The organism is Kiloniellales bacterium, from assembly GCA_030066685.1.
Lineage (GTDB): Bacteria > Pseudomonadota > Alphaproteobacteria > Kiloniellales > JAKSBE01 > JAKSBE01.
The window spans coordinates 56,919-82,827 of record JASJBF010000017.1 but is presented as its reverse complement, the minus strand read 5'-3'; the positions used below and the strand labels follow the sequence as shown (position 1 = coordinate 82,827).

The following is a 25,909-nucleotide window of genomic DNA, read 5'->3' as shown; positions in this document are numbered from 1 at the left end:
CCCGGTCTGCCGGCCCGCTAGCGTGGCGAGACTTCGTGGACGGAGGCGGAAGGCGCGGCGATGGACCGGACAGAGACGGAGCGGGGCCAAGGACGGGCAGCAGCGGGCGACACACAACTATCGACACGGATCGATCTCGACCGCGACGGCAAGCAGTGCGACTACCTGCGCCTGCCGCATTCGGTCAATCGCTCGGCTTACGGCTGGCTCCCGGTGCCGCTGGTCTCGATCCGCAACGGCAGCGGACCGACCGTGCTGCTGATGAGCGGGGTGCACGGCGACGAATACGAAGGCCAGGTTGCGCTGACCCGGCTGATCCGCAACCTCGAGCCCGCGGAGGTCTCCGGCCAGTTGATCATCCTGCCCATGGCCAACTTTCCCGCCGCCAAGGCCGGCACTCGAGTCTCGCCGGTCGACGACCTCAACATGAACCGGGTCTTTCCCGGTGACGCGGCCGGCCGCCCGACCGAGAAGCTGGCGCACTACGTCGAGACCCGGCTCATGCCCCGGGCCGACTACGTCTTCGACCTGCACAGCGGCGGCGCGTCGCTGCACTACCTGCCGACGGCGATCCTCGGCTGGACCGAGGACGCCGAGGAGCGCCGCCGCCAGATCGACACCGCCCGGATCTTCGGCACGCCCTACGCCTGTTTCTTTCCCGTCGGCCACGGCGGCGGCAGCAGCGCGGCGGCGGCGGAGCGGCAGGACGCCGTCTCCCTGACCTTCGAGCTCGGCGGCAGCGGCAGCCTGACGCCCGAAACCGCGGCGCTTGCCACGCAGGGCGTTGCGCGGCTGCTGTGCCACCTGGGCGTCATCGGAGGGGCGCCGGAAGGCCCCGCCGGCGGCGAGCTTGAGGTGCTGGCGGCCCTGACCGACCAGGCCTTCGTCTTCGCCGGCGAGGACGGCGTCTTCGAGCCGGCGGTCGACCTGGGCGCCCGGGTCCGGCCCGGCGACCTGGCCGGGCATATTCACCAGCCGGAGAAACCCTGGGCGGCGCCCGAAGAGCTCCGCTTCGAAGCGGAGGGCGTGGTGCTCTGCAAGCGGACGCCGAGCCGCTGTCAGCGCGGCGACTGCCTGTTCCACCTGGGATGCCCGGTCGACGCCTGAGCGTGCCGCCGCGCCGGAAAGGCCTGCTTCATCCTTTTGTGGCCCGATACCGGAAGCCTCAGCGCGTCAGGGAACTCCATGCGTCTCCTGCTCCTGGTCCTAAGCCTCCTGCTCCTTGCCCACCTGCCGGCCCAGGCCACTTCGCCGGCGGAGGCCATCGGCCGCCTCAACTACGCCGGCTACAAGGCCGCCCGGCACTGCACCGCCTTCCTGGTCCGGGCAGAGGTCGCGGTGACCGCCGCGCACTGCGTGGCGCGGCTCCGAGCCGACGATCTCCACCTGCTGCTCGGCTACGACAAGGGCGCTTGGCGGGAGCATCTGCGGCCCGCGAGCGTGGCGCGCGACGCCGAGGGCGCCGACCTGGCCACGCTCTGTCTGAAGGCCGCTGCGGCGGCCGTCGCCTTCCCCTGGGCCGAGACCGCCCCCATGCCGGGCGAGACCCTGGTCGTCTGGGGCTACGGCCGCCCGCGCATCCATGCCCTCTCGCGCCGCGACTGCCCGGTCCTGTCCAACGCGGGCCGCCAGGTCACCCTGGACTGCGCCGTCGCCCCGGGCACCTCGGGCGCCCCGGTCCTGCGCCCGACCGAGACCGGCTACGAGGTCGTCGCGGTGGTCTCCGCCGCCCGCGGCCGCACGGCGATCGCGGTGCGGCCGGCGGCGGCGATAGGGGCGGGGTCCTGTGCTGGCTAGTCGCTCCGGCAAACTCGCATAACGCGGCCTACGGTTGCTTCCGCCGGGCACCAGACCGGACGCGCGAGGCGGCTCAATCGACTATCCTGAGGTGCCGCAATCGCGCCCTTCGTCTTGATACCCAAGGCCTGGCTTTTGTTGGCTAATTGAGGCCGACTGGGTCGGTGCCCAGGGGGTCGGCTTTCAATCGGAAAGCGGACGTTCCCGGGCCGAAGTGCGAACGGTGGGGAATGACCCATGTCAGTCAAAGAGGTAGACGACCGAATGACGATTGCCTGAAATCGGCGTGTCGAGGTGAATCCCATGGTTTTCTGGATAGCGGGTGTGGTTGGATTGGCGATCGCTTATCTCTTGGGTTCCACGCCCACAGGCTATCTGGCGGGGAAACTGCTCAAGGGCATCGATATCCGAGAGCATGGCTCCAGATCCACCGGGGCGACGAACGTACTGCGAACCCTGGGGAAATGGCCTGCCTTGGCGGTGCTCCTGGTCGATGTGCTGAAAGGTGCGGGGGCGATCGTCTTTGCCGGGTGGTTTTATCCTTGGTTCTTTACATTGCCGTCCGTCACGCCACCGACAGCGCTTGATCTGCAAACCTGGGTGCCTTGGGCTGTTTGCTTGGCCGGACTTGCCGTGTTGTTGGGGCATGGCCGTTCGATTTGGTTGAATTTCACCGGTGGCAAATCCGCTGCGACGGGGCTCGGCGTGTTGCTGGCGATGTCTTGGCCGGTAGGTTTAGGTGCTGCGACGGTTTTTGGCGTTGTGCTGGCTTTTTCTCGGATTGTTTCCCTTGGTTCGATGCTGGCGGCGTTGACCGCGATCGCCCTCATCTGCAGCTTGGAGCAACCCTTGCCCTATCGAGCACTGGTGATTGCAGGTGGCATTTACGTGATTGTGCGCCATCGTGCCAACCTTCAGCGGCTCCTGGCTGGGACAGAGCCACGCCTGGGGCAAAATAGCCCATAATCGAAAACGGCATCGCAAATCTAGTGCGTGCACTCTGGGACTGCCGAGATCGCCAACACGGGCTCCCTGTGGCTGTCCTGTGCCGCGGTGCCCTCATGGCCGGCGCGACCCTTAAGCACCCTCATCTCAGGGCGCAAGGGCCGCGTCTCGGCCTAGCCTGGTTAGGAACTTGTTCCGGCGCCGGCCTTGCGCAGTTTATCGATCAGGCCGTCCACCTTGCCGCCCGATTTCTCGATCACCGCGCTGTACTCCTGCCTTAGGGTCAGGGCCATGCTCACGCCTTCGGCGACGATATCGACGACCTTGAAGTCGTCCCCGTCCTTTCGAAGCCGATAATAGACCTTGGCGAGCAGGGCACCGTTGGCGCGCAAGAGGTCCACGCTCACGGCGATCAGCTTCGCGTTGGTGCGGTCGGCCGTAACACCGGTAATCTTGAAGCGCTCGCCCGTGTACCTGCCGAAGATGGCCAAAGTCTGCTGGACCATCGCGTCTTCGAAGACGTCGACGAACTCCGCGCGCTGGGCCCCGTCAAGCTTTCGCCAATGCTTGCCCAGGACCAGGCGGGCCAAGGTCTTCAGGTCGAAGCCTTCGATCAGCAGGGCGCGCATGCGCGATTCCCGGTCTTGCCTGCTGGAGCCTTTGTCCTGGGCCACTTCGATGGCTCGCTCGCCGAGCGACGCCAGGAAGGTTTTTGCCTTGCCGTTGGCCGGTTCCACGGCGGCAGCCAGCTCTACGGACGGCAAGGTGCTGCCCAATGCCAGAACGAAGAAAACGGCCAGCCAAGGAGTCGATGATTTCATCTTCATGATACCGTGTCCGCTCCAGTTACAGACTGCTACGAGCGCCAGATCTAGAGGAACTCGAGGCGGCGTCATTCACGTTGGACACCGATCCCCAGAACAAGAAAATGGCCGTTATAAGATTGAGCGAGGCAGGTCTCGCGGCCACTTTCAGCTCATCTTCGGTCGTCGACATGATGCGCGGTGTCCGACGCTGACCAGATTGCAAGCCCTGAATTTGGCGAAATATTGTCGATTTTACGTCTTTCTGGCCGATGCAGATCATCGTTTGGCGACGGCAACCTTCCTGCGCGCGAGCGATTCTGAGGGACTGCGAATCGACCTGCTGCGCGACCTCGTCACCTTCCGGCTATCGGCTTTTCAGTCGGTCGCGACAGTCGGTTGGCCGACCTTCGATTCGAAGGCCGACTCAGGGCCCAGCGACCTAGAACACCCCCGCTTCCAGCCCAGCGGCCATGAGGGTGCCGAGCTCTTCGCAGTCGGGCACGAAGTCTTCCTTGAACTCACCCCGGCAGATCAGCGGCTCCTGCACCGCGCGCCAGCGAAGGCCGGTGACGATGGTCACGACGCCGCGCTTGGTGCCGGTGCCGTCATGGCCGGCGCGGATGTAGAGCGCATAGGGCAGACCCTGGGTCTTGTCCAGGCAAGGGTAGTAGCAGCGGTCGAAGAAATCCTTCAGCGCGCCGCTCATGTAGCCCAGGTTCTCGGTGGTGCCGAGGACGATGGCCTGGGCCGCCAGGACGTGCTCGGGCCGGGTGTCGAAGGGGCTCCGGGCGACCACCTCGACCCCGGTGATGTCGGGATGCCGGGCGCCCGCGACTACGGCGTCCAGCAGCCGCCGGGTGTTGGGCGAGGGCGCGTGGGCGACGATCAGGAGCCGCTTGTCGGTCATCTCAAGTTGAGCCAGGTCGGCCGGGCCCGCGGGGCGGGCCTCACGGCTCGAGCACTTTGCCCGGGTTCATGATGTTGTCGGGGTCGAGCTTGCGCTTGATCTGGCGCATGACCTCGACCGCGGCGCCATGCTCGACCTCCAGGTAGGGCATCTTGCCGGTGCCGATGCCGTGCTCGCCGGTGCAGGTGCCGCCCATCGCGATGGCGCGGCGGACCATGCGCTCGTGCCAGGCCTGGACCCGCCGGTTCTCCTCCGGGTCGTCGTAGTTGGCGATCGGCGCCATGTGGAAGTTGCCGTCGCCGACGTGGCCGATGACCGGCGACCAGAAGCCGGTCTCCTCCAGGTCGGCCTTGGACTCCAGGATGCAGTCCGCCAAGCGCGAGATCGGCACGCAGACGTCGGTCGACAGCGTGCGTTGCCCCGGCTTGGCGCGGGCCAGGATCGCGTAGTGGGCGTTGTGCCGCGCCTCCCAGAGCGCGGCGCGCTCCTCGGTCTTGGTCGCCCATCTGAAGGCGCTGCCGCCGAACTCCTCGGCGATGGCGCGCACCGCCTCGGCCTGCTCCGCCGCGCCGGCCTGGCTGCCGTGGAATTCGAAGAAAAGGGTGTCGGCGATCTCGAAGCCGTCCATCCCGGCGTGGTCGAGAATGGCCGAAAGCCCCTCCTTGTCCAGCAGCTCGATCCGGGCCACCGGGATGCCCGACTGGATGGTTAGGATTACCGTGTTGACCGCGTCCTCCAGGGAGGGGAAGGCGCAGACCGCCGAGGACATGGCCTCGGGCACCGGGGCCAGGCGCAAGCCGACCTCGGTGATCACCCCCAGGGTGCCCTCGGAGCCAACCATGAGGCCGCTCAGGTCGTAGCCGGCCGAGGACTTCCGGGCCCGGGTGCCGGTCCGGATGATCCGGCCGTCGGCCAGGACCACGGTCAGGCCGAGGACGTTCTCCTTCATGGTCCCATAGCGCACCGCGTTGGTGCCGCTGGCCCGGGTCGCCGCCATGCCGCCGAGGCTGGCGTCGGCCCCCGGGTCGATCGGGAAGAACAGCCCGGTGTCGCGCAGGTAGGCGTTGAGCTGCTTGCGGGTCACTCCGGCCTGGACCCGGCAGTCCAGGTCCTCGACCGAGACCTCGAGGATCTCGTTCATCTCCGAGAGGTCGAGGGTGATGCCGCCGCGCACCGCCAGGGTATGGCCCTCAAGCCCGGTGCCGGTGCCGTAGGGGATGATCGGCACCTTGTGGCGGGCGGCGACCTTGACGGCTTCGCTGACCTCCTCGGTGCTGCGCGCGTATACCACCGCGTCGGGCGGGCTGACCGGGTGGTAGGCCTCGCCGGTGCCGTGGTGAAGCCGCACCGACTCCGCGGTCGAGAGGCGCTCGCCGAAGCGTGCCTGGAGGTCCTCGATCGCGGCGGAGATCGCCGGCTTCAGCTGCTCTGCCAGGGCCATGGCTGGCTCACTCCTCCGAGGCGGAAAGGGGCAGGAAGTCTGCCACGGCGGAGGCGCCGCTCCAAGGCGTCAGTCGGTGGCGCTTAGCAAAACCCGGCGGAAGCGGCTGCGCAGTTCGTGGCCGTCGCGGCTGGGCAGGACCCGGGGCTCCTCGCCGCGGGCGATCTTGGCCACGGCGAGGGCCGGGCCCGGCCTCTCAAGCAGGAAGCCGTGCAGGCCCGCCAGCGCCGCTTCCTCGGCGAAGGTCTCGGCGCGCCGCCAGCGGCAGCCCAGGGCGACGGCGCAGAGGTCGACGCTCTCTGCCGTGTGGCTGGCCTGGCCGCCGGTCTCACCATAGGCCTCGTTGTCCAGGACCAGGAGGCTCAGGTTCTCCGGTCCCTTGACCCCGACCGTCGCCAGGGCGCCCAAGGCCATCAGCAGTTCGCCGTCGCCGGTGACCACCAGGACCCGCCGGTCCGGCCGGGCCAGGGCCAGTCCCAGGCCGAGGGGCAGGGCGCTGCCCATGGCGCCCCAGAGGTAGAAGTTGAGGTTGGAATCGCCGCAGGCCGCGACGTCGTAGGTCGGCGTGCCAAGCCCGGTCACCACCAGTAGGTCGGCGGGCCGCTCGGCCAGGGCCCGGGCGACGACCCGCCGCCGCGGAAGGCTGCCGCCGGCCATCAGAAAACCTTGGCGCCGATCAGACGCTGGGTCAGCAAAACCGCGGCGGCGCGGTCGCAGTCGAAGGCGGTGCGCGCGGCGGCCTCGACCACCGGGCCCGCGTCCTCGGGCCGCTCGACCCGGTACTGAAGGACGTCGACCAGGTCGAGGCTGGCCGGTGTCGCCCGGCCCATGGGCACCTGCCAGGGATTGAACTCGGCCCACTCGCCGCGCATCGTGATCAGGGTCAGGAGCGGGAAGCCGCAGTTCTGCAGAAGCGTGAAGGCGTTGATGCAGTTGCCGACTCCGCTCGACTGCATCAGCAGGGCACCGCGCTGGCCGCCCAGGTCGGCGCCGGCCAGGATCCCGATGCCTTCCTCCTCGGTGGTCAGGACCGTCGCCTCGATCTCCGGGTCCGCGCGGCAGGCCTCGATCAGGCTGGCGTGTCCGGCGTCGGGCACATAGGCGACCTGCCGTACCTCGACCCGCTTCAGCGCGTCGTAGACATCGCGGCGCCAGTCCTCCGGCGCCCAGGAGAAGCCATCACTCATTGGCTCTTGAAGCGCAGCTTCTCGACCCCGGCGCGCTCGCACCAGTGGTCGAGCAGGGCCGAGAAGTCCTTGCCGCCGAAGCCGCCGCTGCGCGCCAGGCTCAGGCTCTCCCGGGCGACCGCGGCGATGGGCGTCGGCACCTTGCTGCCGTTGGCGGCCTGCAGGATCAGGCTCAGGTCCTTGTGCGCCAGGTCGATGGCGAAGCCGGGCTCGGTGTCGCCCTCCAGGACCTTGGTCGCGTAGTTGATCTTGAGCTGGCCGTTGGTCGCGGTGGTGCCGTGGATCACCTCCAAGGTGGTCTCCAGGTCGAGGCCGAAGCCCGAGGTCAGGGCCAGGGCCTCGGCGTTCATCTGGCAGGACACGATCGCCAGGAAGTTGTTCACCAGCTTGGTCCGGGTGCCCGTGCCGGGCCCGCCGCAGTGAAAGATGGTCGTGCCCATGGCCGCCAGCAGCGGGTGGACCCGGGAGAAGTCGTCCTCCTCGGCGCCGACCATGAAGAGGCTCTCGCCGCGCTCGGCGTGGCTGGCTAAGCGGCCGACCGGGGCGTCGACGAAGGCGCGGCCCTTGTCCCGCAGGGTCTCGGCCAGGCGGTCGCTCAGGGCCGGGTCGACCGTGCTCATGTCCATGACCAGCAGGCTCGACGGCGCATTGGCGAACACCCCTTCGGCCCCGAGGATCGTCGCCTCGACCTCCGGCGGGCCGGGCAGCATGGTGATCACGGTGTCGGCGGCGCGGCTCAGCTCCGCCACCGAGGCGGCCGGCTTGGCGCCCAGCGCTTCCAGCGCCCGCATGGGCTCGGCCTGGAGGTCGAAGACCGTCAGCTTGAAGCCCTTGCGCTGCAGGTTGCTGGCCATGCCCCGGCCCATGCGGCCGAGACCGATGAATCCGATCCTGTCCACGTCGCCTCCCCCGGTTCCTTTTGCGACACTCTACGTCATTCGCTCCCGGTCGCCATAGGGGAGTCGGCCGCAGGCCCTGCCGTCCTGCAAAGCTTCAGGGCGAGGATGCGGAACGCGGCGCGCCAAGCTCGCTGCGGGCTGCTATGCTCGCCGCCATCAGTGGTCGAGGACAGGGAGACTAGCATGTTCCGTTTTGCGTTTTTCCTCTGCGCCGGTCTGGTGGTCTCGGTGCTGGCCGGGCCGGGGGCCGCCCCGGCGGCCGAGATCCAGTGGTACGGCCAGGCGGCCTTCAAGATCACCACCTCGGGCGGCAAGGTGATCCTGATCGACCCCTTCATCACCCGGAACCCCAAGACGCCGGAGGCGCTGAAGGACCTGGCCCAGCTCGGCAAGGTCGACCTGATCCTGGTCACCCACGGCCACGGCGACCACGTCGGCGATACCGTCAAGATCGCCGAGATGACCGGCGCCAAGGTCGGGATGAACGCCGACCTCGGCCAGTCCTTCCGGACCCTGGGCATCGTGCCCAACGAGCAGTTGATCCGCTTCAACAAGAGCGGCCCGATCAAGCCCCTGGGCGACGGCATCACCGTCACCATGGTGCGCGCCGAGCACAGCTCGGAGTACGTCTTCACCGATCCCGCCACGGGCAAGAAGCGGGTCGTCCCGGGCGGCGAGCCGGCCGGCTACGTGATCGAGCTGGAGGACGGCAGGTCGCTCTACCACGCCGGCGATACCGGGGTCTTCGCCGACATGGCCTTCATCGGAAGCTACTACAAGCCGGACCTCGCCCTGCTGCCGATCGGCGGCCACTTCACCATGGACCCGACCCACGCGGCCTATGCGGTCAAATCGCTGCTCATGACCAGGACGGTGGTGCCGATGCACTACGGCACCTTCCCGCCGCTCAAGGGCACCCCGGAGGAGTTCAAGGCGGCGATCGGCAATGAAGGCGGCGTACGGGTCATCGTAATGCAGCCGGGCGACACGCTCGACTTCTGACCGCCCCGGACGGCAGGATGGGGCGAGGCGGCGCGCTTCGCCGTCGCGGCAGCGGGTAGGGAGGCCGGAGGTGGCAGCCTTCGAAGGGAAGGTCGGTTTCCTGGGCCTCGGCGGCATGGGCCGGGGCCTGGTCAAGAACATGCTGAAGCGGGGCGTTGCGGTCTCGGTCCTGGACCTGGATGACGACGCCGTGGCGCTCGCGGTGGCGCGGGGCGCCGAGGCGGCGGAGTCGGTTGCCGGCCTGGCGAGCGATTGCGACGTTCTCGGGCTCTGCGTTACCACCGCCGAGGTGGTTCGGGATCTGACGCTTGGCCCCGAGGGCGCCCTGGCCCGCATGAAGCCCGGCAGCATCCTGCTCGACCATACCACCACCAGCCCGGACCACGTCGACCGCATGAACGCGGCCTGCGCCGCGGCGGGAATCGCCTATGCCGAGGCACCGATGACCCGCACGCCGATGCATGCCGATCGCGGCGAGGTCAATGTGCTCTTCGGCGGCGACGCCGGGCTTCTGGCGCGCCTGCGGCCGCTCTTCGACTGCTACGCCGAGAACGTCTTCCACGTCGGCCCCGCCGGGCACGCGATCCGGCTGAAGCTGATCCACAACTACATCGCCTTCGCCAACGTCGCCTCCTGGTGCGAGGGCTTCGCCCTGGCCGCCAAGGAAGGCCTGGACATGGACAAGGTGATCGGGATCATCTCGGCGGCCGGGGGCAAGTCGGGCATGATGGACCTCTACGGCCAGAAGACGCTGGAGCGCGACTTCACCCCCTACATGTCGCTGGCCAACGCCGAGAAGGACGTCCGCTACTACGCGTACTGGGCCGCCGCCGCAGGGCTGCCGCCGCTGCTCGCCGAAGCCGTGCAGCAGACCTACGCCCGGGCCCTAGAGGCGGGCCATGGTGCGGAGGGTTGCACCGCCGTCATCAAGGCCTACGAGGCGGCGACCGGCGTCGAGGCGGCCTTGCCGAAGCGGCCGTCCGGCGATCCGACGAGTTGAAATTCGATCCAGGAAAGGGAGAAGCCAAGGTGATCTTCGATCAAAGGACCTACACCTGCCGTCCCGGCACCATCAAGGCGCACATGGAGCTCTACCAGAAGCACGGCTGGGAGCCCCAGACCCGGCACCTCGGCCTGCCCGTGGTCTGGGCCACGACCGAGGTCGGGGACGTCAACAGCTACGTTCACATCTGGGCCTACACCGACGTCGGCGACCGTGCGACGCGACGCGCCGCGATGTGGGCCGACCCGGACTGGCTGGCCTACACCAGGATGAGCGCCGAGGCCGGCTACCTGATCAAGCAGGAGAACCGTATCCTGGTGGCCGCGCCCTTCACCTTGCCGGGCAACTGATCTTGCCGTCCTGGCTCCAGTGAAGGGCCGTGGCATGAAGATCGTCCGTGTCACTAGCCACGTGCTGCGCTACGACCTGGATGAGGAGCTCGGCTACTCCCAGCAGTACTTCAGCCAGCGCACCGCCCACCTGGTCGAGGTCGAGACCGACGACGGCCTGACCGGCTGGGGCGAATGCTTCGGCGCCGGCAACGTCGCCCTGGCCAACAAGGCCATCGTCGAGCAGGTCATCCAGCCGATGATCCTGGGCATGGATGCCCTCGACCGCGAGGTCGTCTGGCAGCGGGTCTACAACCTGCTGCGCGACCACGGCCAGAAGGGCATGCCGATTCAGGCGCTCTCCGGAGTCGATATCGCGCTCTGGGACCTCGCCGGCAAGGCCGCGGGGCTGCCGCTTTACAAGCTGCTGGGCGGGGCCTTCCGGGAGCGGGTGCCGGTCTACGGCTACGGCATGATGCTGCAGCGCCGGGACGACCTGGCCGAGGCCTTCAAGGCCGAGGCGGCGGCCATCAAGGCCAAGGGCTTCACCGCGACCAAGATGAAGGTCGGCCTGGGCGTGGCGCGGGACGTCGAGCTGGTCGAGGCGGTGCGCGACGGCATCGGCCCGGATATGCGGCTGATGGTCGACGCCAACCACGGCTTCGCGATCCACGATGCCCTGGCCCTGGGCCGCGAGCTGGAGCGCCTCGGCGTCTACTGGTTCGAGGAGCCGGTGGCGCCCGAGGACCTGGCCGGCTACGGCGAACTCAGAGCCAAGCTGGCGGTCAACATTGCCGGCGGTGAGGCCGAGTTCACCCGCTGGGGCTTCCGGGACCTGATCGCGGGCCGCTGCGTCGACATCCTGCAGCCCGAGGTCTGCGGCCTGGGCGGCATCACGGAATACCGCAAGGTTCTGGCGCTGGCCCAGGCGCAGCTGCTGCCCGTGGTCAACCACGTCTGGGGCTCCGGAGTCGCCCTCGCGGCCAACCTTCAGCTGCTGCTGGCCCTGCCGGACTTGCCCGGCGGCGCCCATCCCGAGCCGCCTTACCTTGAGTACGACACCACGCCGAACCGCTTCAAGGACGGGGTCTTGGTCCGTCCGCTCGACATCGAAGGGCAGGTCCGGGACCACGGCGGCACGGCGGCGCCGCCGCAGGGTCCCGGCTTGGGAATCGAGGTCGACCGGGACTTCCTGGAGGCTCACCGCGCCGCTTGAAACCCGGGCTTCGGCCGGTTTCGACGCACTCGCCGGCGCCGTTGCAGGCCTTTCGCCGGGACGAAAAGGATGTGCGCGGCCAGGGCCTTCCGGCCAGGTCCCAGCCGCGCGGTCCGGGTCACAACCATCGGGCGCCGGGCGCTGCTCCGCCGCCGCTCGCGGCCCTGGACCACTGCCCCTTTTCTGGGCAGCTTTGGGTTAACGGCCTGATTCGCCTTGACCTGAAAACGGGTCCAACACAAGCTAGCGGCCACTGGAGATCCCGGCGCCGCGCTCGGGGCGGTGTCGCGATGCATTTCGCCTCGGCCCGCAGGGCCGGGGATCGCAAAGAATTCGAGGGTTCGAGCGAAGGACCCCGCAGCGCATGAACAGGGAGGTTAGAATGAAGCCAGGAATCCTGAGGACGCTCGGCGTGTTGGCGCTGGCGGTCAGCACCGCGGTTGTCTTCTCGACCACGGCGGACGCCAAGAAGGTCCGCTGGAAGATGCACGCTGCCTTCGGCAAGAACGTCGCCGTGATCGGCCCGCCGCCGCATCGCGTCGCCGATGCGGTCAAGGCCATGTCGGGCGGCGATTTCGACATCAAGGTCTTCGAGCCCGGCGCGCTGGTCGGCGGCTACGCCTACTACGATCCGGTCGGCCAGGGCGCGATCGACGCCGCCTTCGGCACCCCCGGCGCCAACCAGGGCAAGAACTCGGCCTACAACTTCTTCTCGACCTGGCCCTTCGGCCCGGCCGCGCCCGAGTTCCTCGCCTGGTTCGTCTACGGCGGCGGCATCGAGCTCGCGACCGAGATGTACGCCCGCGACAACATCAAGTACCTGCTCTGCGGCATGATCCCGCCGGAGACCTCGGGCTGGTTCCGCAGCGAGATCACCAGCCTGGACCAGCTCAAGGGCCTGAAGATGCGCTTCTTCGGCCTGGGCGCCAAGGTCATGCAGAAGTTCGGCGTCTCGACCCAGCAGCTGGCCGGCGGCGACATCTACCCGGCGCTCGAGCTCGGCACCATCGACGCGACCGAGTTCTCCATGCCGGCGATAGACCGCTCCTACGGCTTCTACCAGATCGCCAAGCACAACTACTTCCCCGGCTGGCACCAGCAGTCCACGGCCAACGAGATCCTGGTCAACCAGGCCAAGTGGGACGAGCTGGAGGACGAGCACAAGGCGATGATGGAGACCGCCTGCAAGGCGCAGGTCATGGAGATGATCTCCGACGGCGAGTTCGCCCAGTTCAAGGCCATGCAGGACAACGTCAAGGACGGCGTCACCAACCATTACTGGCCCGACGAGGTCCTGACCAAGCTCAAGGGCGCCTGGGACGAGGTCATCGCGGAAGAGGTCAAGAGCAACCCGGATTCCAAGAAGGTCTGGGACTCGATCACCAAGTTCCGCGCCGACTACAAGATCTGGCGTGACTTCGGCTATCTGAAGTAGGGCAGGATCTTGAGGCCGGCCGCCGCCCGGCGGCCGGCCCACGCCCGCCGGCCACGCCCGCAGGAGCGCTTGGTGGTGATCGCGTCCGGTCCGCCTCGACCGAAGGCGCGGCGAAGGCCCATCCACCCGCCGCCTTTGCCGGCCGACTGACCAGGAGGGGGAGCCGCCGCCGTCATGATGTCTTTGCTGAAGGTCGCCGACGTTCTCGACAGGGTCCCGCGCTCGCTCGGCAAGCTGGCGGCCTGGCTGATCTTGCCGCTGATCGCGATCATCATGTTCGACGTGATCACGCGCAAGATCGACTACTTCCGGATCGGCCTGTCGGAGCTCACCTGGTACTGGCTGATCGAGCCGATCAAGCTGCAGGACATGGAGTGGCATCTGCACGGCGTCCTGCTGCTGATGTCCTTCGGCTTCACCTACCTGATGAACGGCCACGTCCGCGTCGACATCTTCCGCGAGAAGCTGTCGCGCCGCGGCCAGGCCTGGGTCGAGTTCTGGGGCCTGCTGGTCATGGCGATGCCCTACCTGATCCTGGTCACCTACTTTGCCATCATCTTCGTCAAGATCTCCATCGAGCAGGGCGAGGGCTCGGAATCGCTGACCGGGATCACCCACCGCTACATCGTCAAGTCCTTCACCGTCGTCGGCTTCATGCTGGCGCTCAGCGCCGTGGTCGCGACCTTCATCCGGCTCGGCGTCTTCCTCTTCGGCACGCCCGCGGCGCGGACCCGGGTCGAGGCCGACCTGCACATCTTCGCCCACGAGGAGGAGGAACAGCTGGAAGAGGAAGCCCGGATCGTCGTCAAAGAGGCGGAAAGCGCCCACAAAGGGGAGCACTGAGCCGTGTGGGAGGTGCTCTACGACCACTTCTACGACTACCTCGGCGCCTACATGTTCCTGGCGCTGGCGCTGACCCTCTTCACCGGCCTGCCGGTGGCCTACGCGATCGGCGGCGTGGCGCTGATCTTCGGTTTCCTGGGCATCGCCCTCGACATCATCGACTTCAACGAGTTCTTCATCATCCTGCCGCGGATCTGGGGCGGCGACGGCTCCTCCGGCGCGGTGCAGAACCCGGTCCTGGTCGCGATCCCCTGTTTCATCTTCATGGGCACCATGCTGGAACGCAGCCGGGTCGCCGCCGACCTGCTGCACATCCTGCAGGTCATGCTGAAGCGGATCCCCGGCGGACTGGCCATGGCGGTCACGGTCATGGGCACGATCATGGCTGCGACCACCGGCATCATCGGCGCCTCGGTGGTCATGATGACCCTGCTGGCGCTGCCGACCATGCTGCAGCAGCGCTACCAGACGCCACTGGCGACCGGCACTCTGGCCGCCTCGGCGACCCTGGGCATCCTGATTCCGCCCTCGATCATGCTGGTCCTGATGGCCAACCTGCTGGCCGTCTCGGTCGGCAACCTCTTCGTCGGCGCGATCCTGCCCGGCCTCGTGCTGTCCGGCCTCTACATGCTCTACATCCTGAGCATCAGCATGGCCAAGCCGGACTGGGCGCCCCCGCTGCCAGACGACGCGATCCAGCTCAAGCCGACCAACCGCACCCGGATGAACGTCTACGTCGGCATCGTCGTGGCCCTGATCGCCGCGGCCTGGGGCCTCGACCTGACCGAACTGAGCGGGGCCGCCAACTGGGGCCTGATCGCCTTCTTCGGCATCTTCGCCGCCTCGATGATCGTCGGCCACCGCGAGGGCGATTCGCTCTTCGGCGCGATCCTCAAGGGCTTCATCCCGCCGATCTTCCTGGTCGTGCTGGTCTTGGGCTCGATCTTCGCCGGCTGGGCGACCCCGACCGAGGCCGCGGGCGTCGGCGCCTTCGGCTCGATCGTCCTGGCGCTCTTCAACCGGACCCTGAACCGGAAGGTGCTGACCGACGTCGTGCACCGCACCGCGCTGACCACCGGCATGATCTTCTTCATCTTCGTCGGCGCGACCACCTTCTCCTACATCTTCCGTGCGCTCTACGGCGAGGACCTGATCATCGAGTTCATCGAGTGGCTCGACCTGCACTCCTGGGCGCTGCTCTTCCTGCTGATGTTCGTGGTCTTCCTGCTCGGCTTCTTCTTCGACTGGATCGAGATCACCCTGATCATCTTGCCGGTCTTCGCGCCTGTGATTAAGGAGATCGCGCCCGACTTCGCGGTCCACCTCGGCATGGAGGGCGCGCCCTTCGCGGCGGTGCAGCAGCAGGCGATCTACTGGTTCGCGATCCTGGTGGCGATCAACCTGCAGACGTCATTCCTGACTCCACCCTTCGGATTCGCGCTCTTCTACATGAAGGGCGTGGCCCCGCCCGAGGTCCGCATGCAGGACATCTACAAGGGCATTATCCCCTTTGTGATCCTCCAGCTGATCGGCCTGGCCGTCGTCATCGCCTTCCCCCAGATCACCCTCTGGCTGCCGGCCCTGATGCTGGAATGAGGTGGGGCTGCGGCAGCGGCCACTTCATTCTCCTCTGTCATGCCCGGGCTTGACCCGGGGCTGTCCGGTTTGGCGCGGGAGGACTGCGGAGGATGCTTTGCTTGACTTGGGTTTGCCGGCGCTGAGGCAAATCGGGCCTCCGGCTGCGAGATCGGATTTGGACTCCCTCCCCCTTGATGGGGGAGGGCCGGGGTGGGGGTGATCCCGGCTCGGACCCAGACCTTGAGAGCCGATTTCTGCGGCCTGACGGCCGCCACCCCCTCCTTTATCCTCCCCCATCAAGGGGGAGGAGAAATCTTACTTGACCGTCTCCGATTTAAACCGGACAGCCATGGGCTTGACCCGGGCATCCATGGATCACCGGATCAAGTCCTGTGATGAAAGGGGAGAACACGCGATGGGATTGGGCCCCCGCGCCCGCTACATCGTGGCGCCGAGCTGCCAGGGGACGAACTCGTTGTCGCCGTAGCCCAAGGCCTCGGACTTGCTGGGCCGGCCGGAGGCGACCGCGAGCACGGTCTCGAAGATCTCCCGGCCCTTGTCCTCGATCGAGACGCCCTCCAGGACGTCGCCGCAGTTGATGTCCATGTCCTCGGTCATGCGGGCATAGACCTGGGCGTTGGTCGCCAGCTTGATCGAGGGCGCCGGCTTGTAGCCGAAGGCCGAGCCGCGGCCGGTGGTGAAGCAGACCACGTTGGCGCCGGCCGCCACCTGCCCGGTGACCGAGCAGGGGTCGTAGCCCGGCGAGTCCATGAACACGAAGCCGCGGCGGTCGATCCGCTCGCCGTAGAGGTAGACCCCGCGCAGGGTCGTGGTGCCGCCCTTGGCCGCCGCCCCCAGGGACTTTTCAAGGATGGTGGTCAGACCGCCGGCCTTGTTGCCGGGCGAGGGGTTGTTGTTCATCTCGCCGCCGTTGCGCGCGGTATAGTCCTCCCACCACTTGATCCGTGCGATCAGCTTCTCGCCGACCTCGCGGCTCTCGGCGCGCCGGGTCAGCAGGTGCTCGGCGCCGTAGATCTCCGGCGTCTCCGAGAGGATCGCGGTGCCGCCGTTGCGCACCAGGAGGTCGGCCGCGGCGCCCAGGGCCGGGTTGGCGGTGATGCCGGAATAGCCGTCGGAGCCGCCGCACTGCAGCGCCAGCGTCAGCGCGCCGGCCGGGCAGGTCTCGCGCCGCGCCGCGTCGGCTCGGGGCAGCATCTCGCGCAGGACCGCCAGGCCCTGGTCGATGGTCCGCCGGGTGCCGCCCTCGCCCTGGATGGTCATGGTCCGGAAGCTCTCGCCCTCGCTCAGGCCGTAGGCCTCCATAAAGCGCGGGATCTGGAAGACCTCGCAGCCCAGGCCGACCAGCAGCACGCCGGCCAGGTTGGGATGCCCGGCGTAGCCCCACTGGAGCCGCTTGAAGAGATCGTAGCCCTCGCCCAACATGGCCATGCCGCAGCCCGTGCCGTGGACCAGGGCGACCACCCCGTCGACGTTGGGATAGTCGGCCAGCAGGCCCTCGCGCTCGGCCGCCTGGGCGATGAAGCGGGCGACCGAGGCCGAGCAGTTGACCGAGGTCAGGATGCCGATGTAGTTGCGGGTGCCGACCCGGCCGCTGTCCCGGCGGTAGCCCTGGAAGGTCGCGCGCTCGGCCTCGGGCAGCAGGTCCTCAGGCCGGGCCGCCTCGGCGAAGCGGTAGTCGCGGGCGAAGTCCTTCATGGCGCAGTTGTGCTCGTGGACGTGCTCGCCGGGCGCGACAGCCCGGGTGGCGAAGCCGATGATCTGGCCGAACTTGCGGATCGCCGCGCCCTCGGCGATCTCCCGGGTCGCGACCTTGTGGCCGCGCGGGATCGGCGCCCGGGTGGTGATGCCGGCGACCTCCAGGCCCGCGGCGAGCGGGTCGATGGCGACGGCGATGTTGTCCTCGGCATGTAGGCGGAGCGTCCGGGGCTCCGCGGTCTCGACGCTGGCGGGCATGGCTCTGCGATCCGGAACGATTGAGACTGTCGCCGGATTATGCGCCGCGGGCGGCGCCAGGCCAAACGCTTAGAGGCTCGAAGGCGAGGTCCGAGCGAAGGGCCGTTACCTGGTCAGGCGCACCACCGAGAGGTCGCCGGCGATGACACTCAGGGCCTCGGCGACCTCTTTCATCTTGCCCGGGAAGAAGGCCCGCGACGAACCCGAAGCACAGTCCTCGAAGATGTCCCGGGACAGCTCGCTCTTGGACTTGTTGGGCTTCACGTCCACGTCCTCGTCGCCGCTGATCGTCTCCGGGACGTCGACGGCGATGGTGTAGATCAGGACACCCTCCCGCTTCATCTCGTCGCAGAGATGGAGGAACATCTTCTCGGTCTCCTCGACCTCCTCGGGATCGCCGCTGCACTTCTTGTCGGTGTTCTTGCCGTGGGTCAGCAGGACCATGGCCTTGGTCACGCCTGACTGGTCGTAGTCCGCGGGCGGGGTCGCGCTGGCGCCCTGCCAGTGATTCTGCCAGCTCGGCGAGAGGGCGCGCCAGCCCCAGGCCGCGCCCAGATCGAAGCGTCGGCAGCCCTTGCCCTTCATGCCGTCCAGGGCGTTGTCGATGTCGGCCCGGTTTCGGCTGAGCGGCAGGACGTTGGCCTGCGGACAGATCCTGGCCTCGTAGCCCAGGGGGTTCTTCTTCTTCGAATAGACGCCGGAGTAGTGGTCGAAGGGCTCTTCGGTCGGGTTGGCCTCACCCACGGCGTGGATCCCCGGTCGGATGTCCATGCAGATGAGGTTTCCATCCGGTGGCGAATCCGGGTGGACCAGGGCCTGGCCTTTGACGTTGGCCCGCGCGGTGAAGGGCACCACGGCGACGTTGAAGTCCTTGCTCGAATCCTTGCCCTTGAAGAGGGTGTCGAGGAACTCCCGCGTCTCTTTCCTCACCTGCTTCATGCGGTTTCCGCCCATGGCCTTGGAGTTGTCTATCACCATGGCGATCTCGAGAGAGCGCAGGGTCTTGCTGACGGTCGCGCTGGCCGAGACCTCGTAGCCGGGGATGTTGAAGGCGGACAGCAGGGTTGTCGGGACGTTCACGGCGGCGCTGAAGCTCATCTCGTTGCCGCTCTGGGCCAGGTCGATCTTGGCCTGCGACAGGCTGACGCCGAGGTAGCCGTCGGGGAAGTTGGCCTGGAAGTACTTCTCGATCTGCACCTTCGCGGCCTCCGACGAACCCTCCGACAGCGCCCGGCCGCCGGCCAGGGCCGCGGCGTCGACGGCCTGGCTCAGCTTGGCCTTGATCAGGTAGGCGCGGCCCGCGTCCAGGGCCAGGCCCGAGGCGGCCGCCAGAGTGAGCAGGGAGACGGCGACCAAGCCCATCGCGCTGCCGCGCTCCTGACGCAGGAACTTGGAAATCGGCTTTTCGCGGGTTCTGCCAAGCGACATAGCCAAGGTTTCCCAATAAATGAATGCCACGCTTTTCGAAATATAACCTTCAATATATTTCGAACTAGCTAAAAGTACTAGCTAACCGACTGTAAATTGAAGTATTTATCTACAAATTGCGGGAAATTTGCGCCCGCACTACTTATTGTATTGTTTGGGATTTTGCAGCTCCGGGGCCATGTCGGCTAAAACGCCGTGCATTTTTGCCGGCTCCGAGACGGGCCAGGGCTTGGCGGGCCGTCGGAAGCCTCTCCTCCTCCTGCGGGGGAGAGGTCAGGGTGAGGAGGCGATCCCCGGTCCGCGAGAGAACGGCCTAGACGGCCAGCGCGGCGCCGGAGCGTTCCGGGCGCAGGGCCGCTTCGGCGCTGCGGGTGGTCTCCGGGTCGAGGGCGGCCAGGGCGTCGTGCTGGCTGAGGAAGACCCGGCCGCTCAGGTGGGCGAGGAAGTCGCTGCGCTTCAGCCGGTCCATGACCGGGCCCTTGACCTCGGAGAGGTGGAAGTTGATGCCGGCGGTGCCCAGGCGCTCGGCCAGGGTCTCCAGGCTCTCCAGGGCGCTGGCGTCGATCTCGTTGACCGCGCTGCAGATCAGCACAACGTGGCGCAGCGCCGGCTCGGCGACCGCCATGTCGTAGAGCCGGTCCTCCAGCCAGCGGGCGTTGGCGAAGTAGAGGCTCTCGTCGACCCGCACGCTCAGGACCTGGGGGCTGGTCACCACCTCGTGGCGCAGCACGTTGCGGAAGTGGTGGGTGCCCGGCACCTGGCCGACCACGGCCATGTGCGGCCGGGCGGAGCGGACCAGGAAGAGGACGAGGGAGAGTCCGACCCCGGCCAGGATGCCGGCCTCGATCCCGGCGGTCAGGACCGTGACGATGGTCGCGGCCATGGCCGCGAAGTCGGCCTTGGAGTAGATCCAGGTCCGCTTGAGGGCGCCGAGGTCGACCAGGGACAGCACCGCGACCACGATGGTGGCCGCCAGGGTCGCCTTGGGCAGCTGGTGGAAAAGGGGCGTCAGCAGCAGCGCAGTCAGGCCAATGCCGACCGCAGTCAGCACGCCGGCCAGGGGCGTCCGGGCGCCGGCGTCGAAGTTCACCACCGAGCGGGCGAAGCCGCCGGTGACCGGATAGCCGCCGCCGACCGCGGCCGCGATGTTGGCGGCGCCGAGGCCCAGGAGCTCGCGGTCCGGCTGGATCCGCTCGCGCCGCTTGGCGGCCAGGGTCTGGGCGACCGAGACCGATTCGACGAAGCCGACCACCGAGATCAGGACCGCCGAGGGGAGCAGGCTCCGCCACAGCTCGAGGTCGAAGGGCGGCAGGGTCACTGGCGGTAGGCCCTGGGGGATCTCGCCGACCACCTTCACGCCCTCGGCCTCGAGGGCGAAGAGCCGGACCAGCAGGATGGTCGCCAGGACCGCCGCGACCGGGCCCGCCTTGGCCAGGAAATCGGCCAGCCGCGGGCCGAGGCCGAGGCGTTGCGCCAGAGGCTTCAGCCGGCTGCGGACCCAGAACAGGAAGGCCGTCGCCGCCGCGCCGATCGCCAGGGTCGGCAGGTTGGCCTCGCCGAGCCCGCCGGCGAGGGAGCGGCCGAGCTCGAGCAGCGTGTGGCCGCCGGCGTCGATGCCCAGGATGTGCTTGAGCTGGCTGGCCGCGATCAGCAGGCCGGAGGCGGTGATGAAGCCGGAGATCACCGGATGGCTGAGCAGGCTGGCCAGGAAGCCGAGCCGCAGGAGCCCCAGCGCTATCAGAAAGACTCCCGACAGCAGCGCCAGTGCCAGCGCCGCGCCGAGGTATTCCGGCGTGCCGCTGGCGGCGATCTCGCCCACCGCCGCCGCGGTCATCAAGGAGACCACCGCCACCGGGCCCACCGCCAGGGCGTTGGACGACCCGAAGAGCGCGTAGCCGAGCAGCGGCAGCATCGAGGCGTAGAGCCCGACCTGCGGCGGCAGCCCGGCGAGCAGGGCGTAGGCCAGGCTCTGCGGGATCAGCATGATGGTGACGATCACCGCCGCCAGGCCGTCGCCCCGCAGCGCCGCCCCGTCGTAGCGGCGCAGCCAGCCCACGCAGGGCAACAGCCGTTCGATCATTGGGATTTCTCCGCCGCTAGGCCCGCCGTCAGTTGACGACCTCGGGCCGCACCAGGTTGGGCTTGGCCAGCCATTCGTGGCCCTTGAGCATGGCCTTCCAGTAGACCGGCGGCAGGATCTTCTCCTTCAGCAGCCAGGCCAGGCGGCTCGGCTTGCGGCCGTCGATCAGCCAGGGCGGGAAGCTCGGCAGCAGCTTGCCGCCGTAGCCGAACTCGGCCAGGACGATCTTGCCGCGCTCCACGGTCAACGGACAGGAGCCGTAGCCGTCGTAGTGGGCCACGCCCGCGGCCCTGCCCAGGTCGGCCAGCAGGTTCTGCGCCACCACGGGGGCCTGCTTGCGCGCTGCCGCCGCGGTCTTGGCGTTGGGCGCGTTCATCACGTCGCCCAGGCTCCAGATGTTCTCGTAGGTCTTGTGGCGCAGGGTGTTCTGGTCGACGTCGACCCAGCCGGCCTTATCGGCCAGCGGGCTGACTCGGATGAAGTCCGGCGCGCACTGCGGCGGGCAGACGTGGATCATGTCGAAGCTGCGGCTGACCGTCTCCTTTTTGCCCTCGGCGTCGGTCTTCTCGAAGTAGGCGGTCTTCGCCGGCCCGTCGATGGCCACCAGGTTGCTGTTGAACATCAGGACCGCGTCGTACTTCTCGACGTAGTCCATCAGGGCCGGCACGTAGTCCTTCACCCCGAAGAGCACGCCGCCGGCGTTGTAGAAGGAGACGTCGATGTCCTTCAGCACCCCGGTGCGCCGCCAGTGGTCGGCCGAGAGGTACATGGCCTTCTGCGGCGCCCCGGCACACTTGATCGGCATCGGCGGCTGGGTGAAGAGCGCCGTGCCCTGGCGCAGGCCCTTGACCAGCGCCCAGGTGTAGGGCGCCAGGTCGAAGCGGTAGTTGGAGGTCACCCCATTCTTGCCCAGCGTGTCGACCAGGCCCTCGACCTTATGCCAGTCCAGCTTCAGGCCCGGGCAGACCACCAGCCGGCCGTACTCGATCAGCCGGCAGCCCTCCAGCAGCACGGCGTTGCGCTCCGGCTCGAAGGCGGCGACCGCGGCCTTGATCCAGTGCACCTTGGGCGGCAGGACCGAGGACAGGGTGCGCACCGTCTGGTCAGCGCCGAAGACGCCGCCGCCGACCAGGGTCCAGCCCGGCTGGTAGTAATGGATGTCGGCCGGGTCGATCACCGCGATCTCCAGCTCCGGCTCCCGCGCCAGCAGGGAGGAGGCGACCGAGATCCCGGCGGCGCCGGCCCCGACGATGACCACGTCGAACTTGCCGTCGACCGCCTCTGACGGCGTGCGGCCCTTGTTGGCGATGCGGCGGACCACGCCATGCATGTCGTAGCCCGCGTCCTTGGCCTTGGCGAGGATCTCCGGCAGCGCCATCTTGCCGGCGCGGCTCATCGACCAGAGGGTGACCGAGCGGGTGCCGCTGCGGCAGAAGGCCAGCACTGGCTTGGGCGCGGCGTCCAGGATCTTGCCGAATCCGGCGGCGTCCTCCTCCGTCACCTTGCCGCTTTCGACCGGCAGGTAGTGCGCCTCGATTCCGGCCTCCTGCGCCGCCTCCTCGATCTCGTGGAACAGCGGCTGGTCGTTGCCTTCGCCGTCCGGCCGGTTGCAGATAATGGTCTTGAAGCCGGCCTCGGCGAGCGCCGGGATCCCGGCCACCGAGACCTGCGCCGCGACGCTGATGTCGCTGTCGAGCTTGTGGATGTCCATGATTTGCCTCTCCCCTTCGGCCGTCGCGTCAGAGCGCGTCGACCGGGATCTTCAGGTAGTGGGTGCCGTTGTCCTCGGCCGGCGGCAGCTCGCCGGCGCGCATGTTCACCTGCACCGAGGGCAGGATCAGGACCGGCATGCCCAGCTGCTCGTCGCGGGCGCTGCGCATCTGCACGAAGGCGTCCTCGGAGACGCCGTTGCGCACGTGGATGTTCTCGGCCCGCTCGGCGGCGACGCTGGTCTCCCACTGGTAGCCGCGGCCGTTGGGCGCGTAGTCGTGGCAGAGGAACAGCCGGGTCTCGGGCGGCAGCGAGAGGATCTTGCGGATCGACTTGTAGAGCTGGCGCGCGTCGCCGCCCGGGAAGTCGCAGCGGGCGGTGCCGAAGTCCGGCATGAAGAGGGTGTCGCCGACGAAGGCCGCGTCGCCCACGACATAGGTGACGCAGGCCGGCGTGTGCCCGGGGGTGTGAATCACCGTCGCTTCCAGCTCGCCGATGGCGAAGGTCTCGCCGTCCTCGAAGAGGTGGTCGAACTGGCGTCCGTCGGTGCGGAAGTCGTCTTCGGCGTTGAAGACCTTCTTGAAGACGCCCTGGACCACGTCGATCCGCGCCCCGATGCCGATCCGGCCGCCCAGCTTCTCCTTGAGGTAGGGCGCGGCGGTCAGGTGGTCGGCGTGGACGTGGGTCTCGAGGATACAGTCGACCTGGAGGTCGTGGTCCTGCACGAAGGAGATCATCGCGTCGGCCGAGACCGTCGAGCTGCGGCCGGAACTTGGATCGTAGTCCTTGACCGAGTCGACGATCGCCGCGCGTCGGGTCTTGGGGTCCCAGACCACGTGGGTGGCGGTGAAGGTCGCCTCGTCGAAGAAGGTCTTTACCTTTGGGTTCATGCTGCGGGCTCCCGAGAATGCAGATGTCTTCCCGCCGGGGCCGCTTCCGGCCCGCGGCCGCCGGTCTTGGCCGGCTCATGGCGTCGCCAGGGTCGCGGCGGCCTCGCCGCGCCTGGCATCCTGCGGAGCCTAGGCTTGCGCGCCGCTGCGGTATGTGACTTAGTCACATTCTCGTGATCGCGGATCGCGCGGCTGCATGAGGGCGCGCATGACCGAGACCTGGATCGACCGCTTCCCGCAACTCGCCGCGCTGCCGGCGGAGGACCAGAGACTGCTGACCGAACGGGCCGGCGAGGTCTCCCTGCCGGCCGGGGCGACGGTCTTCGCGCCCGGCGTCGCGGCGCAGAGCTTCCTGCTGGTGCTCGAGGGCACGGTGCGGGTGCAGCAGGTCTCCCCGACCAGCGGGCGCGAGATCGTGCTCTACCGGGTCACCGGCGGCGAGACCTGCATCATGACCACCGCCTGCCTGCTGTCGGACGAAGCCTATGCCGCCGAGGGCATCACCGAGACCGAGGTGACCGCGGTCGGGATCCCCAAGGCGGCCTTCGAGGACGCGGTCGCCCAATCGCCCGGTTTCCGCCGCCTGGTCTTCGCCGACTACGCCCAGCGCATCTCGGACCTGATGCACGTGGTCGAGGAGGTCGCCTTCGAACGTCTCGACAAGCGCCTGGCGCAGCGCCTTCTGGATCTCGCGGGGGCCGACGGCGCCGTGGTGGCGACTCACCAGGACCTCGCCGCCGAGCTCGGCACCGCGCGGGAGGTCGTCGGCCGCCAGCTCAAGGAGCTCGAACGCCGCGGCTGGGTGAGCCTCGCGCGCGGCCGGATCGCGCTTTTGGAACCCGGCCGCCTCCGCACCCTGGCCCGCGCTGAGTAGTTATCAGAGTCGGAGACTGTGATCTCACCCCCACCCAACCCTCCCCCATCAAGGGGGAGGGCTTAAGAGTCGCGGCTGCAGAAATGCTCTCCCTCCCCCTTGATGGGGGAGGGTTGGGGTGGGGGTGAAACACCGAAGTGTGCAAGGGATACTCTGCACGGACGGCGGATCATTCCCGGAGCATGACGCGGCCGGGCAGCGAGAGGTCGCCGGAGGCGACGTCGTGGACCCCGGTGACGCAGAGCAGCGGCACCTCGCCCTCGACGTTGACCTGAAGCTCGGCGGTGACCGCGTCGAAGGCCAGCATCTCGGTCTCGTCGAGCGGCACGGTGATCTTCGCCGTGCCGCCGTGCAGGATCGGGCTCATGCCCGGGCTGTCCAGGGCGATCGGCAGCATCGGCGCGGTCGCGGGCAGCAGGTCGACGCCGGGCGAGACGTCACGGACCTTGAGTCCGGCGCCGCAGGCCTCGTCCTCGACCAGGACCACCCAATGGGAATGCCAGTCGGCGCCGTCGTTGGCCGGGTCGCCGTCCCGGTTCTCGTCGTACAGCGGGGTGTCGTCGAAGTCCGGATGCGCGGTGATGGCGAGCGCCAGGATGCCAGAGCCGGGATCGAAGCCGACCCGGGCGGGGTCGAGGCCGGTCGGCCAGACGTAGGACTCGACCTTGGCCCCCTTGAGCTTGCCGATCGGCACCGGCTTCACGCTGCCGGCCGCGCCGGCGACCTCCATCATGAAGGTCGTGAGGCGGCCGTCGGTCGTGGCCGACGCCAGGGTGATGTCGAAGGCGGGGCTCGTGTCGGCCGCCGTGTGGCTCTTGATGTCGTGGGCCCCGGCGCCTTCCACGACGATGCCCGCCAGCAGGACAGACAGGGCGAGACGTTTCATGATCCTCTCCAATAGTAGCGAGTCGATACTATTGGAGATATAGCCCAGTGGCGCCGGGCTTGCAAGGAAAGTTTTTACTCGATACCATTTTGTGATGACGGCCAAGCACGATATCCCGGTGCTGCTGGAACGCCTGTCGCGCATCCTGCAGAACGAGGCCCACGCCGGCGGCGTGAAGCCGACCCAGTGGGAAGCGCTGCGCTACCTGGCCCGGGCCAACCGCTTCTCCCGCAGCCCTTCGGCGGTGACCGCCTATCTCGGCGTGACCAAGGGCACGGTGTCGCAGACCCTGAACGCGCTGGACCGCAAGGGTCTGATCCGCAAGCGGGCCGACCCGGGTGACCGGCGCAATGTGACGATCGAGGTGACCCGCGCCGGGCGGGATCTGCTCGCGCGCGATCCCGTCGAGGTGGTCTTGACCGCAGCCGCACGGCTGAGCGCGGCTGAGCGGCGGGCCCTTTCGGGCGCCTTGGAGAAGCTGCTTGTGGAGGCCCTGCGCCGACGCGGCGGCCGGCCCTTCGGCGTCTGCCGGTCCTGCCGTTTCTTCCGGAAACGCGCCAAGGGCGGGTCGCCGCACCGCTGCGGCCTGCTCGATGTGCCGCTGTCCGACACGGACAGCGAGCGGATCTGCGTTGAGCAGGAGCCTGCCGGCGCCGGGCAGGCCTGACGCCGCCCCGGG

The 25,909-nt window shown here is 68.2% G+C and carries 24 protein-coding genes; 12 read left to right on the top strand and 12 right to left on the bottom strand.

Annotation, left to right across the window (positions count from 1 at the left end):
- The first annotated feature begins 60 nt into the window (after positions 1-60).
- From QNJ30_11090 to plsY, 3 genes are all read left to right on the top strand, one after another.
- Positions 61-1,107 carry a succinylglutamate desuccinylase/aspartoacylase family protein gene (locus QNJ30_11090; GenBank protein ID MDJ0944005.1) on the top strand — a complete coding sequence of 349 codons (1,047 nt, stop codon included), beginning with the start codon at positions 61-63 and terminating at the stop codon, positions 1,105-1,107.
- Positions 1,108-1,185: 78 nt separating this feature from the next.
- The gene (locus QNJ30_11085; protein ID MDJ0944004.1) at positions 1,186-1,797 is read left to right on the top strand and encodes a trypsin-like peptidase domain-containing protein; all 612 of its coding nucleotides are present in this window, start codon (positions 1,186-1,188) and stop codon (positions 1,795-1,797) included.
- A 303-nt stretch (positions 1,798-2,100) separates the two neighbouring features.
- Positions 2,101-2,763 carry a glycerol-3-phosphate 1-O-acyltransferase PlsY gene (gene plsY, locus QNJ30_11080; GenBank protein MDJ0944003.1) on the top strand — a complete coding sequence of 221 codons (663 nt, stop codon included), beginning with the start codon at positions 2,101-2,103 and terminating at the stop codon, positions 2,761-2,763.
- A 161-nt stretch (positions 2,764-2,924) separates the two neighbouring features.
- Here the strand turns inward: plsY and QNJ30_11075 are convergent, their stop codons facing one another.
- The 6 genes from QNJ30_11075 to QNJ30_11050 form a co-directional block, all read right to left on the bottom strand.
- Entirely contained in the window at positions 2,925-3,638 is a 714-nt protein-coding gene (locus QNJ30_11075) for an ABC transporter substrate-binding protein (GenBank protein MDJ0944002.1), read from the bottom strand.
- Positions 3,639-3,987: 349 nt separating this feature from the next.
- Complete coding sequence (locus QNJ30_11070) at positions 3,988-4,455, bottom strand: flavodoxin family protein (protein ID MDJ0944001.1); 468 nt, start codon at positions 4,453-4,455, stop codon at positions 3,988-3,990.
- Positions 4,456-4,495: 40 nt separating this feature from the next.
- A complete protein-coding gene (locus QNJ30_11065; GenBank protein MDJ0944000.1) occupies positions 4,496-5,896 on the bottom strand; it encodes an FAD-linked oxidase C-terminal domain-containing protein in 1,401 nt (466 codons plus the stop codon).
- 69 nt (positions 5,897-5,965) lie between these two features.
- The gene (locus QNJ30_11060) at positions 5,966-6,553 is read right to left on the bottom strand and encodes a thiamine pyrophosphate-dependent enzyme (GenBank protein ID MDJ0943999.1); all 588 of its coding nucleotides are present in this window, start codon (positions 6,551-6,553) and stop codon (positions 5,966-5,968) included.
- Complete coding sequence (locus QNJ30_11055) at positions 6,553-7,083, bottom strand: thiamine pyrophosphate-binding protein (protein ID MDJ0943998.1); 531 nt, start codon at positions 7,081-7,083, stop codon at positions 6,553-6,555. Before QNJ30_11055 ends, QNJ30_11060 begins: the two co-directional genes overlap by 1 nt.
- On the bottom strand, positions 7,080-7,982 hold the full coding sequence (locus tag QNJ30_11050) for an NAD(P)-dependent oxidoreductase (protein MDJ0943997.1): 903 nt from the start codon (positions 7,980-7,982) through the stop codon (positions 7,080-7,082). The genes QNJ30_11055 and QNJ30_11050 overlap by 4 nt, the downstream gene beginning before the upstream one ends.
- 183 nt (positions 7,983-8,165) lie before the next feature.
- Between QNJ30_11050 and QNJ30_11045 the strand changes: the two genes are divergently transcribed.
- From QNJ30_11045 to QNJ30_11015, 7 genes are all read left to right on the top strand, one after another.
- Positions 8,166-8,984, top strand: a complete 819-nt coding sequence (locus QNJ30_11045) for a metal-dependent hydrolase (protein MDJ0943996.1) — start codon at positions 8,166-8,168, stop codon at positions 8,982-8,984.
- Positions 8,985-9,054: 70 nt separating this feature from the next.
- Positions 9,055-9,984, top strand: coding sequence for an NAD(P)-dependent oxidoreductase (locus QNJ30_11040; protein MDJ0943995.1), 930 nt, complete (start codon positions 9,055-9,057; stop codon positions 9,982-9,984).
- Between the two features lie 29 nt (positions 9,985-10,013).
- Positions 10,014-10,337 carry an NIPSNAP family protein gene (locus QNJ30_11035; protein MDJ0943994.1) on the top strand — a complete coding sequence of 108 codons (324 nt, stop codon included), beginning with the start codon at positions 10,014-10,016 and terminating at the stop codon, positions 10,335-10,337.
- 34 nt (positions 10,338-10,371) lie between these two features.
- Positions 10,372-11,532, top strand: coding sequence for a mandelate racemase/muconate lactonizing enzyme family protein (locus QNJ30_11030; protein MDJ0943993.1), 1,161 nt, complete (start codon positions 10,372-10,374; stop codon positions 11,530-11,532).
- Positions 11,533-11,914: 382 nt separating this feature from the next.
- Positions 11,915-12,967: a TRAP transporter substrate-binding protein gene (locus QNJ30_11025; protein ID MDJ0943992.1), complete on the top strand. Its 1,053-nt coding sequence runs from the start codon at positions 11,915-11,917 to the stop codon at positions 12,965-12,967.
- Positions 12,968-13,141: 174 nt separating this feature from the next.
- Positions 13,142-13,810, top strand: coding sequence for a TRAP transporter small permease subunit (locus tag QNJ30_11020; GenBank protein MDJ0943991.1), 669 nt, complete (start codon positions 13,142-13,144; stop codon positions 13,808-13,810).
- Between the two features lie 3 nt (positions 13,811-13,813).
- Positions 13,814-15,406: a TRAP transporter large permease subunit gene (locus QNJ30_11015; protein MDJ0943990.1), complete on the top strand. Its 1,593-nt coding sequence runs from the start codon at positions 13,814-13,816 to the stop codon at positions 15,404-15,406.
- 420 nt (positions 15,407-15,826) lie between these two features.
- Here QNJ30_11015 and QNJ30_11010 read toward each other — a convergent pair whose 3' ends face one another.
- The 5 genes from QNJ30_11010 to QNJ30_10990 all read right to left on the bottom strand — a co-directional run bounded on the left by QNJ30_11010 (position 15,827) and on the right by QNJ30_10990 (position 23,470).
- Positions 15,827-17,362 (bottom strand): altronate dehydratase family protein, encoded by a 1,536-nt coding sequence (locus QNJ30_11010; GenBank protein ID MDJ0943989.1) that lies wholly within the window; start codon positions 17,360-17,362, stop codon positions 15,827-15,829.
- 105 nt (positions 17,363-17,467) lie between these two features.
- Positions 17,468-18,790, bottom strand: coding sequence for a VWA domain-containing protein (locus QNJ30_11005; GenBank protein ID MDJ0943988.1), 1,323 nt, complete (start codon positions 18,788-18,790; stop codon positions 17,468-17,470).
- 313 nt (positions 18,791-19,103) lie between these two features.
- Positions 19,104-20,870, bottom strand: coding sequence for a sulfate permease (gene sulP / locus QNJ30_11000; protein ID MDJ0943987.1), 1,767 nt, complete (start codon positions 20,868-20,870; stop codon positions 19,104-19,106).
- Between the two features lie 28 nt (positions 20,871-20,898).
- A complete protein-coding gene (locus tag QNJ30_10995) occupies positions 20,899-22,581 on the bottom strand; it encodes a TIGR01244 family sulfur transferase (protein ID MDJ0943986.1) in 1,683 nt (560 codons plus the stop codon).
- 28 nt (positions 22,582-22,609) lie between these two features.
- Positions 22,610-23,470: an MBL fold metallo-hydrolase gene (locus QNJ30_10990; protein ID MDJ0943985.1), complete on the bottom strand. Its 861-nt coding sequence runs from the start codon at positions 23,468-23,470 to the stop codon at positions 22,610-22,612.
- 208 nt (positions 23,471-23,678) lie between these two features.
- On the opposite strand from QNJ30_10990, the gene QNJ30_10985 reads away from it, so the two are divergent.
- Entirely contained in the window at positions 23,679-24,344 is a 666-nt protein-coding gene (locus QNJ30_10985; protein ID MDJ0943984.1) for a Crp/Fnr family transcriptional regulator, read from the top strand.
- A 169-nt stretch (positions 24,345-24,513) separates the two neighbouring features.
- Here the strand turns inward: QNJ30_10985 and QNJ30_10980 are convergent, their stop codons facing one another.
- Positions 24,514-25,230 (bottom strand): hypothetical protein, encoded by a 717-nt coding sequence (locus tag QNJ30_10980; GenBank protein ID MDJ0943983.1) that lies wholly within the window; start codon positions 25,228-25,230, stop codon positions 24,514-24,516.
- A gap of 94 nt (positions 25,231-25,324) precedes the next feature.
- On the opposite strand from QNJ30_10980, the gene QNJ30_10975 reads away from it, so the two are divergent.
- Entirely contained in the window at positions 25,325-25,897 is a 573-nt protein-coding gene (locus QNJ30_10975) for a MarR family transcriptional regulator (GenBank protein MDJ0943982.1), read from the top strand.
- Positions 25,898-25,909 lie beyond the last annotated feature (12 nt).

What these genes read in the sequence shown, in the direction of transcription:
- QNJ30_11090 (MDJ0944005.1), top strand. Translation starts at nt 61, where the DNA reads ATGGACCGGACAGAGACGGAGCGGGGCCAAGGACGGGCAGCAGCGGGC.
- QNJ30_11085 (MDJ0944004.1), top strand. Translation starts at nt 1,186, where the DNA reads ATGCGTCTCCTGCTCCTGGTCCTAAGCCTCCTGCTCCTTGCCCACCTG.
- plsY (MDJ0944003.1), top strand. Translation starts at nt 2,101, where the DNA reads ATGGTTTTCTGGATAGCGGGTGTGGTTGGATTGGCGATCGCTTATCTC.
- QNJ30_11075 (MDJ0944002.1), bottom strand. Translation starts at nt 3,638, where the DNA reads ATGACGCCGCCTCGAGTTCCTCTAGATCTGGCGCTCGTAGCAGTCTGT.
- QNJ30_11070 (MDJ0944001.1), bottom strand. Translation starts at nt 4,455, where the DNA reads ATGACCGACAAGCGGCTCCTGATCGTCGCCCACGCGCCCTCGCCCAAC.
- QNJ30_11065 (MDJ0944000.1), bottom strand. Translation starts at nt 5,896, where the DNA reads ATGGCCCTGGCAGAGCAGCTGAAGCCGGCGATCTCCGCCGCGATCGAG.
- QNJ30_11060 (MDJ0943999.1), bottom strand. Translation starts at nt 6,553, where the DNA reads ATGGCCGGCGGCAGCCTTCCGCGGCGGCGGGTCGTCGCCCGGGCCCTG.
- QNJ30_11055 (MDJ0943998.1), bottom strand. Translation starts at nt 7,083, where the DNA reads ATGAGTGATGGCTTCTCCTGGGCGCCGGAGGACTGGCGCCGCGATGTC.
- QNJ30_11045 (MDJ0943996.1), top strand. Translation starts at nt 8,166, where the DNA reads ATGTTCCGTTTTGCGTTTTTCCTCTGCGCCGGTCTGGTGGTCTCGGTG.
- QNJ30_11030 (MDJ0943993.1), top strand. Translation starts at nt 10,372, where the DNA reads ATGAAGATCGTCCGTGTCACTAGCCACGTGCTGCGCTACGACCTGGAT.
- QNJ30_11025 (MDJ0943992.1), top strand. Translation starts at nt 11,915, where the DNA reads ATGAAGCCAGGAATCCTGAGGACGCTCGGCGTGTTGGCGCTGGCGGTC.
- QNJ30_11020 (MDJ0943991.1), top strand. Translation starts at nt 13,142, where the DNA reads ATGATGTCTTTGCTGAAGGTCGCCGACGTTCTCGACAGGGTCCCGCGC.
- QNJ30_11010 (MDJ0943989.1), bottom strand. Translation starts at nt 17,362, where the DNA reads ATGCCCGCCAGCGTCGAGACCGCGGAGCCCCGGACGCTCCGCCTACAT.
- QNJ30_11005 (MDJ0943988.1), bottom strand. Translation starts at nt 18,790, where the DNA reads ATGTCGCTTGGCAGAACCCGCGAAAAGCCGATTTCCAAGTTCCTGCGT.
- sulP (MDJ0943987.1), bottom strand. Translation starts at nt 20,870, where the DNA reads ATGATCGAACGGCTGTTGCCCTGCGTGGGCTGGCTGCGCCGCTACGAC.
- QNJ30_10995 (MDJ0943986.1), bottom strand. Translation starts at nt 22,581, where the DNA reads ATGGACATCCACAAGCTCGACAGCGACATCAGCGTCGCGGCGCAGGTC.
- QNJ30_10990 (MDJ0943985.1), bottom strand. Translation starts at nt 23,470, where the DNA reads ATGAACCCAAAGGTAAAGACCTTCTTCGACGAGGCGACCTTCACCGCC.
- QNJ30_10985 (MDJ0943984.1), top strand. Translation starts at nt 23,679, where the DNA reads ATGACCGAGACCTGGATCGACCGCTTCCCGCAACTCGCCGCGCTGCCG.
- QNJ30_10980 (MDJ0943983.1), bottom strand. Translation starts at nt 25,230, where the DNA reads ATGAAACGTCTCGCCCTGTCTGTCCTGCTGGCGGGCATCGTCGTGGAA.
- QNJ30_10975 (MDJ0943982.1), top strand. Translation starts at nt 25,325, where the DNA reads ATGACGGCCAAGCACGATATCCCGGTGCTGCTGGAACGCCTGTCGCGC.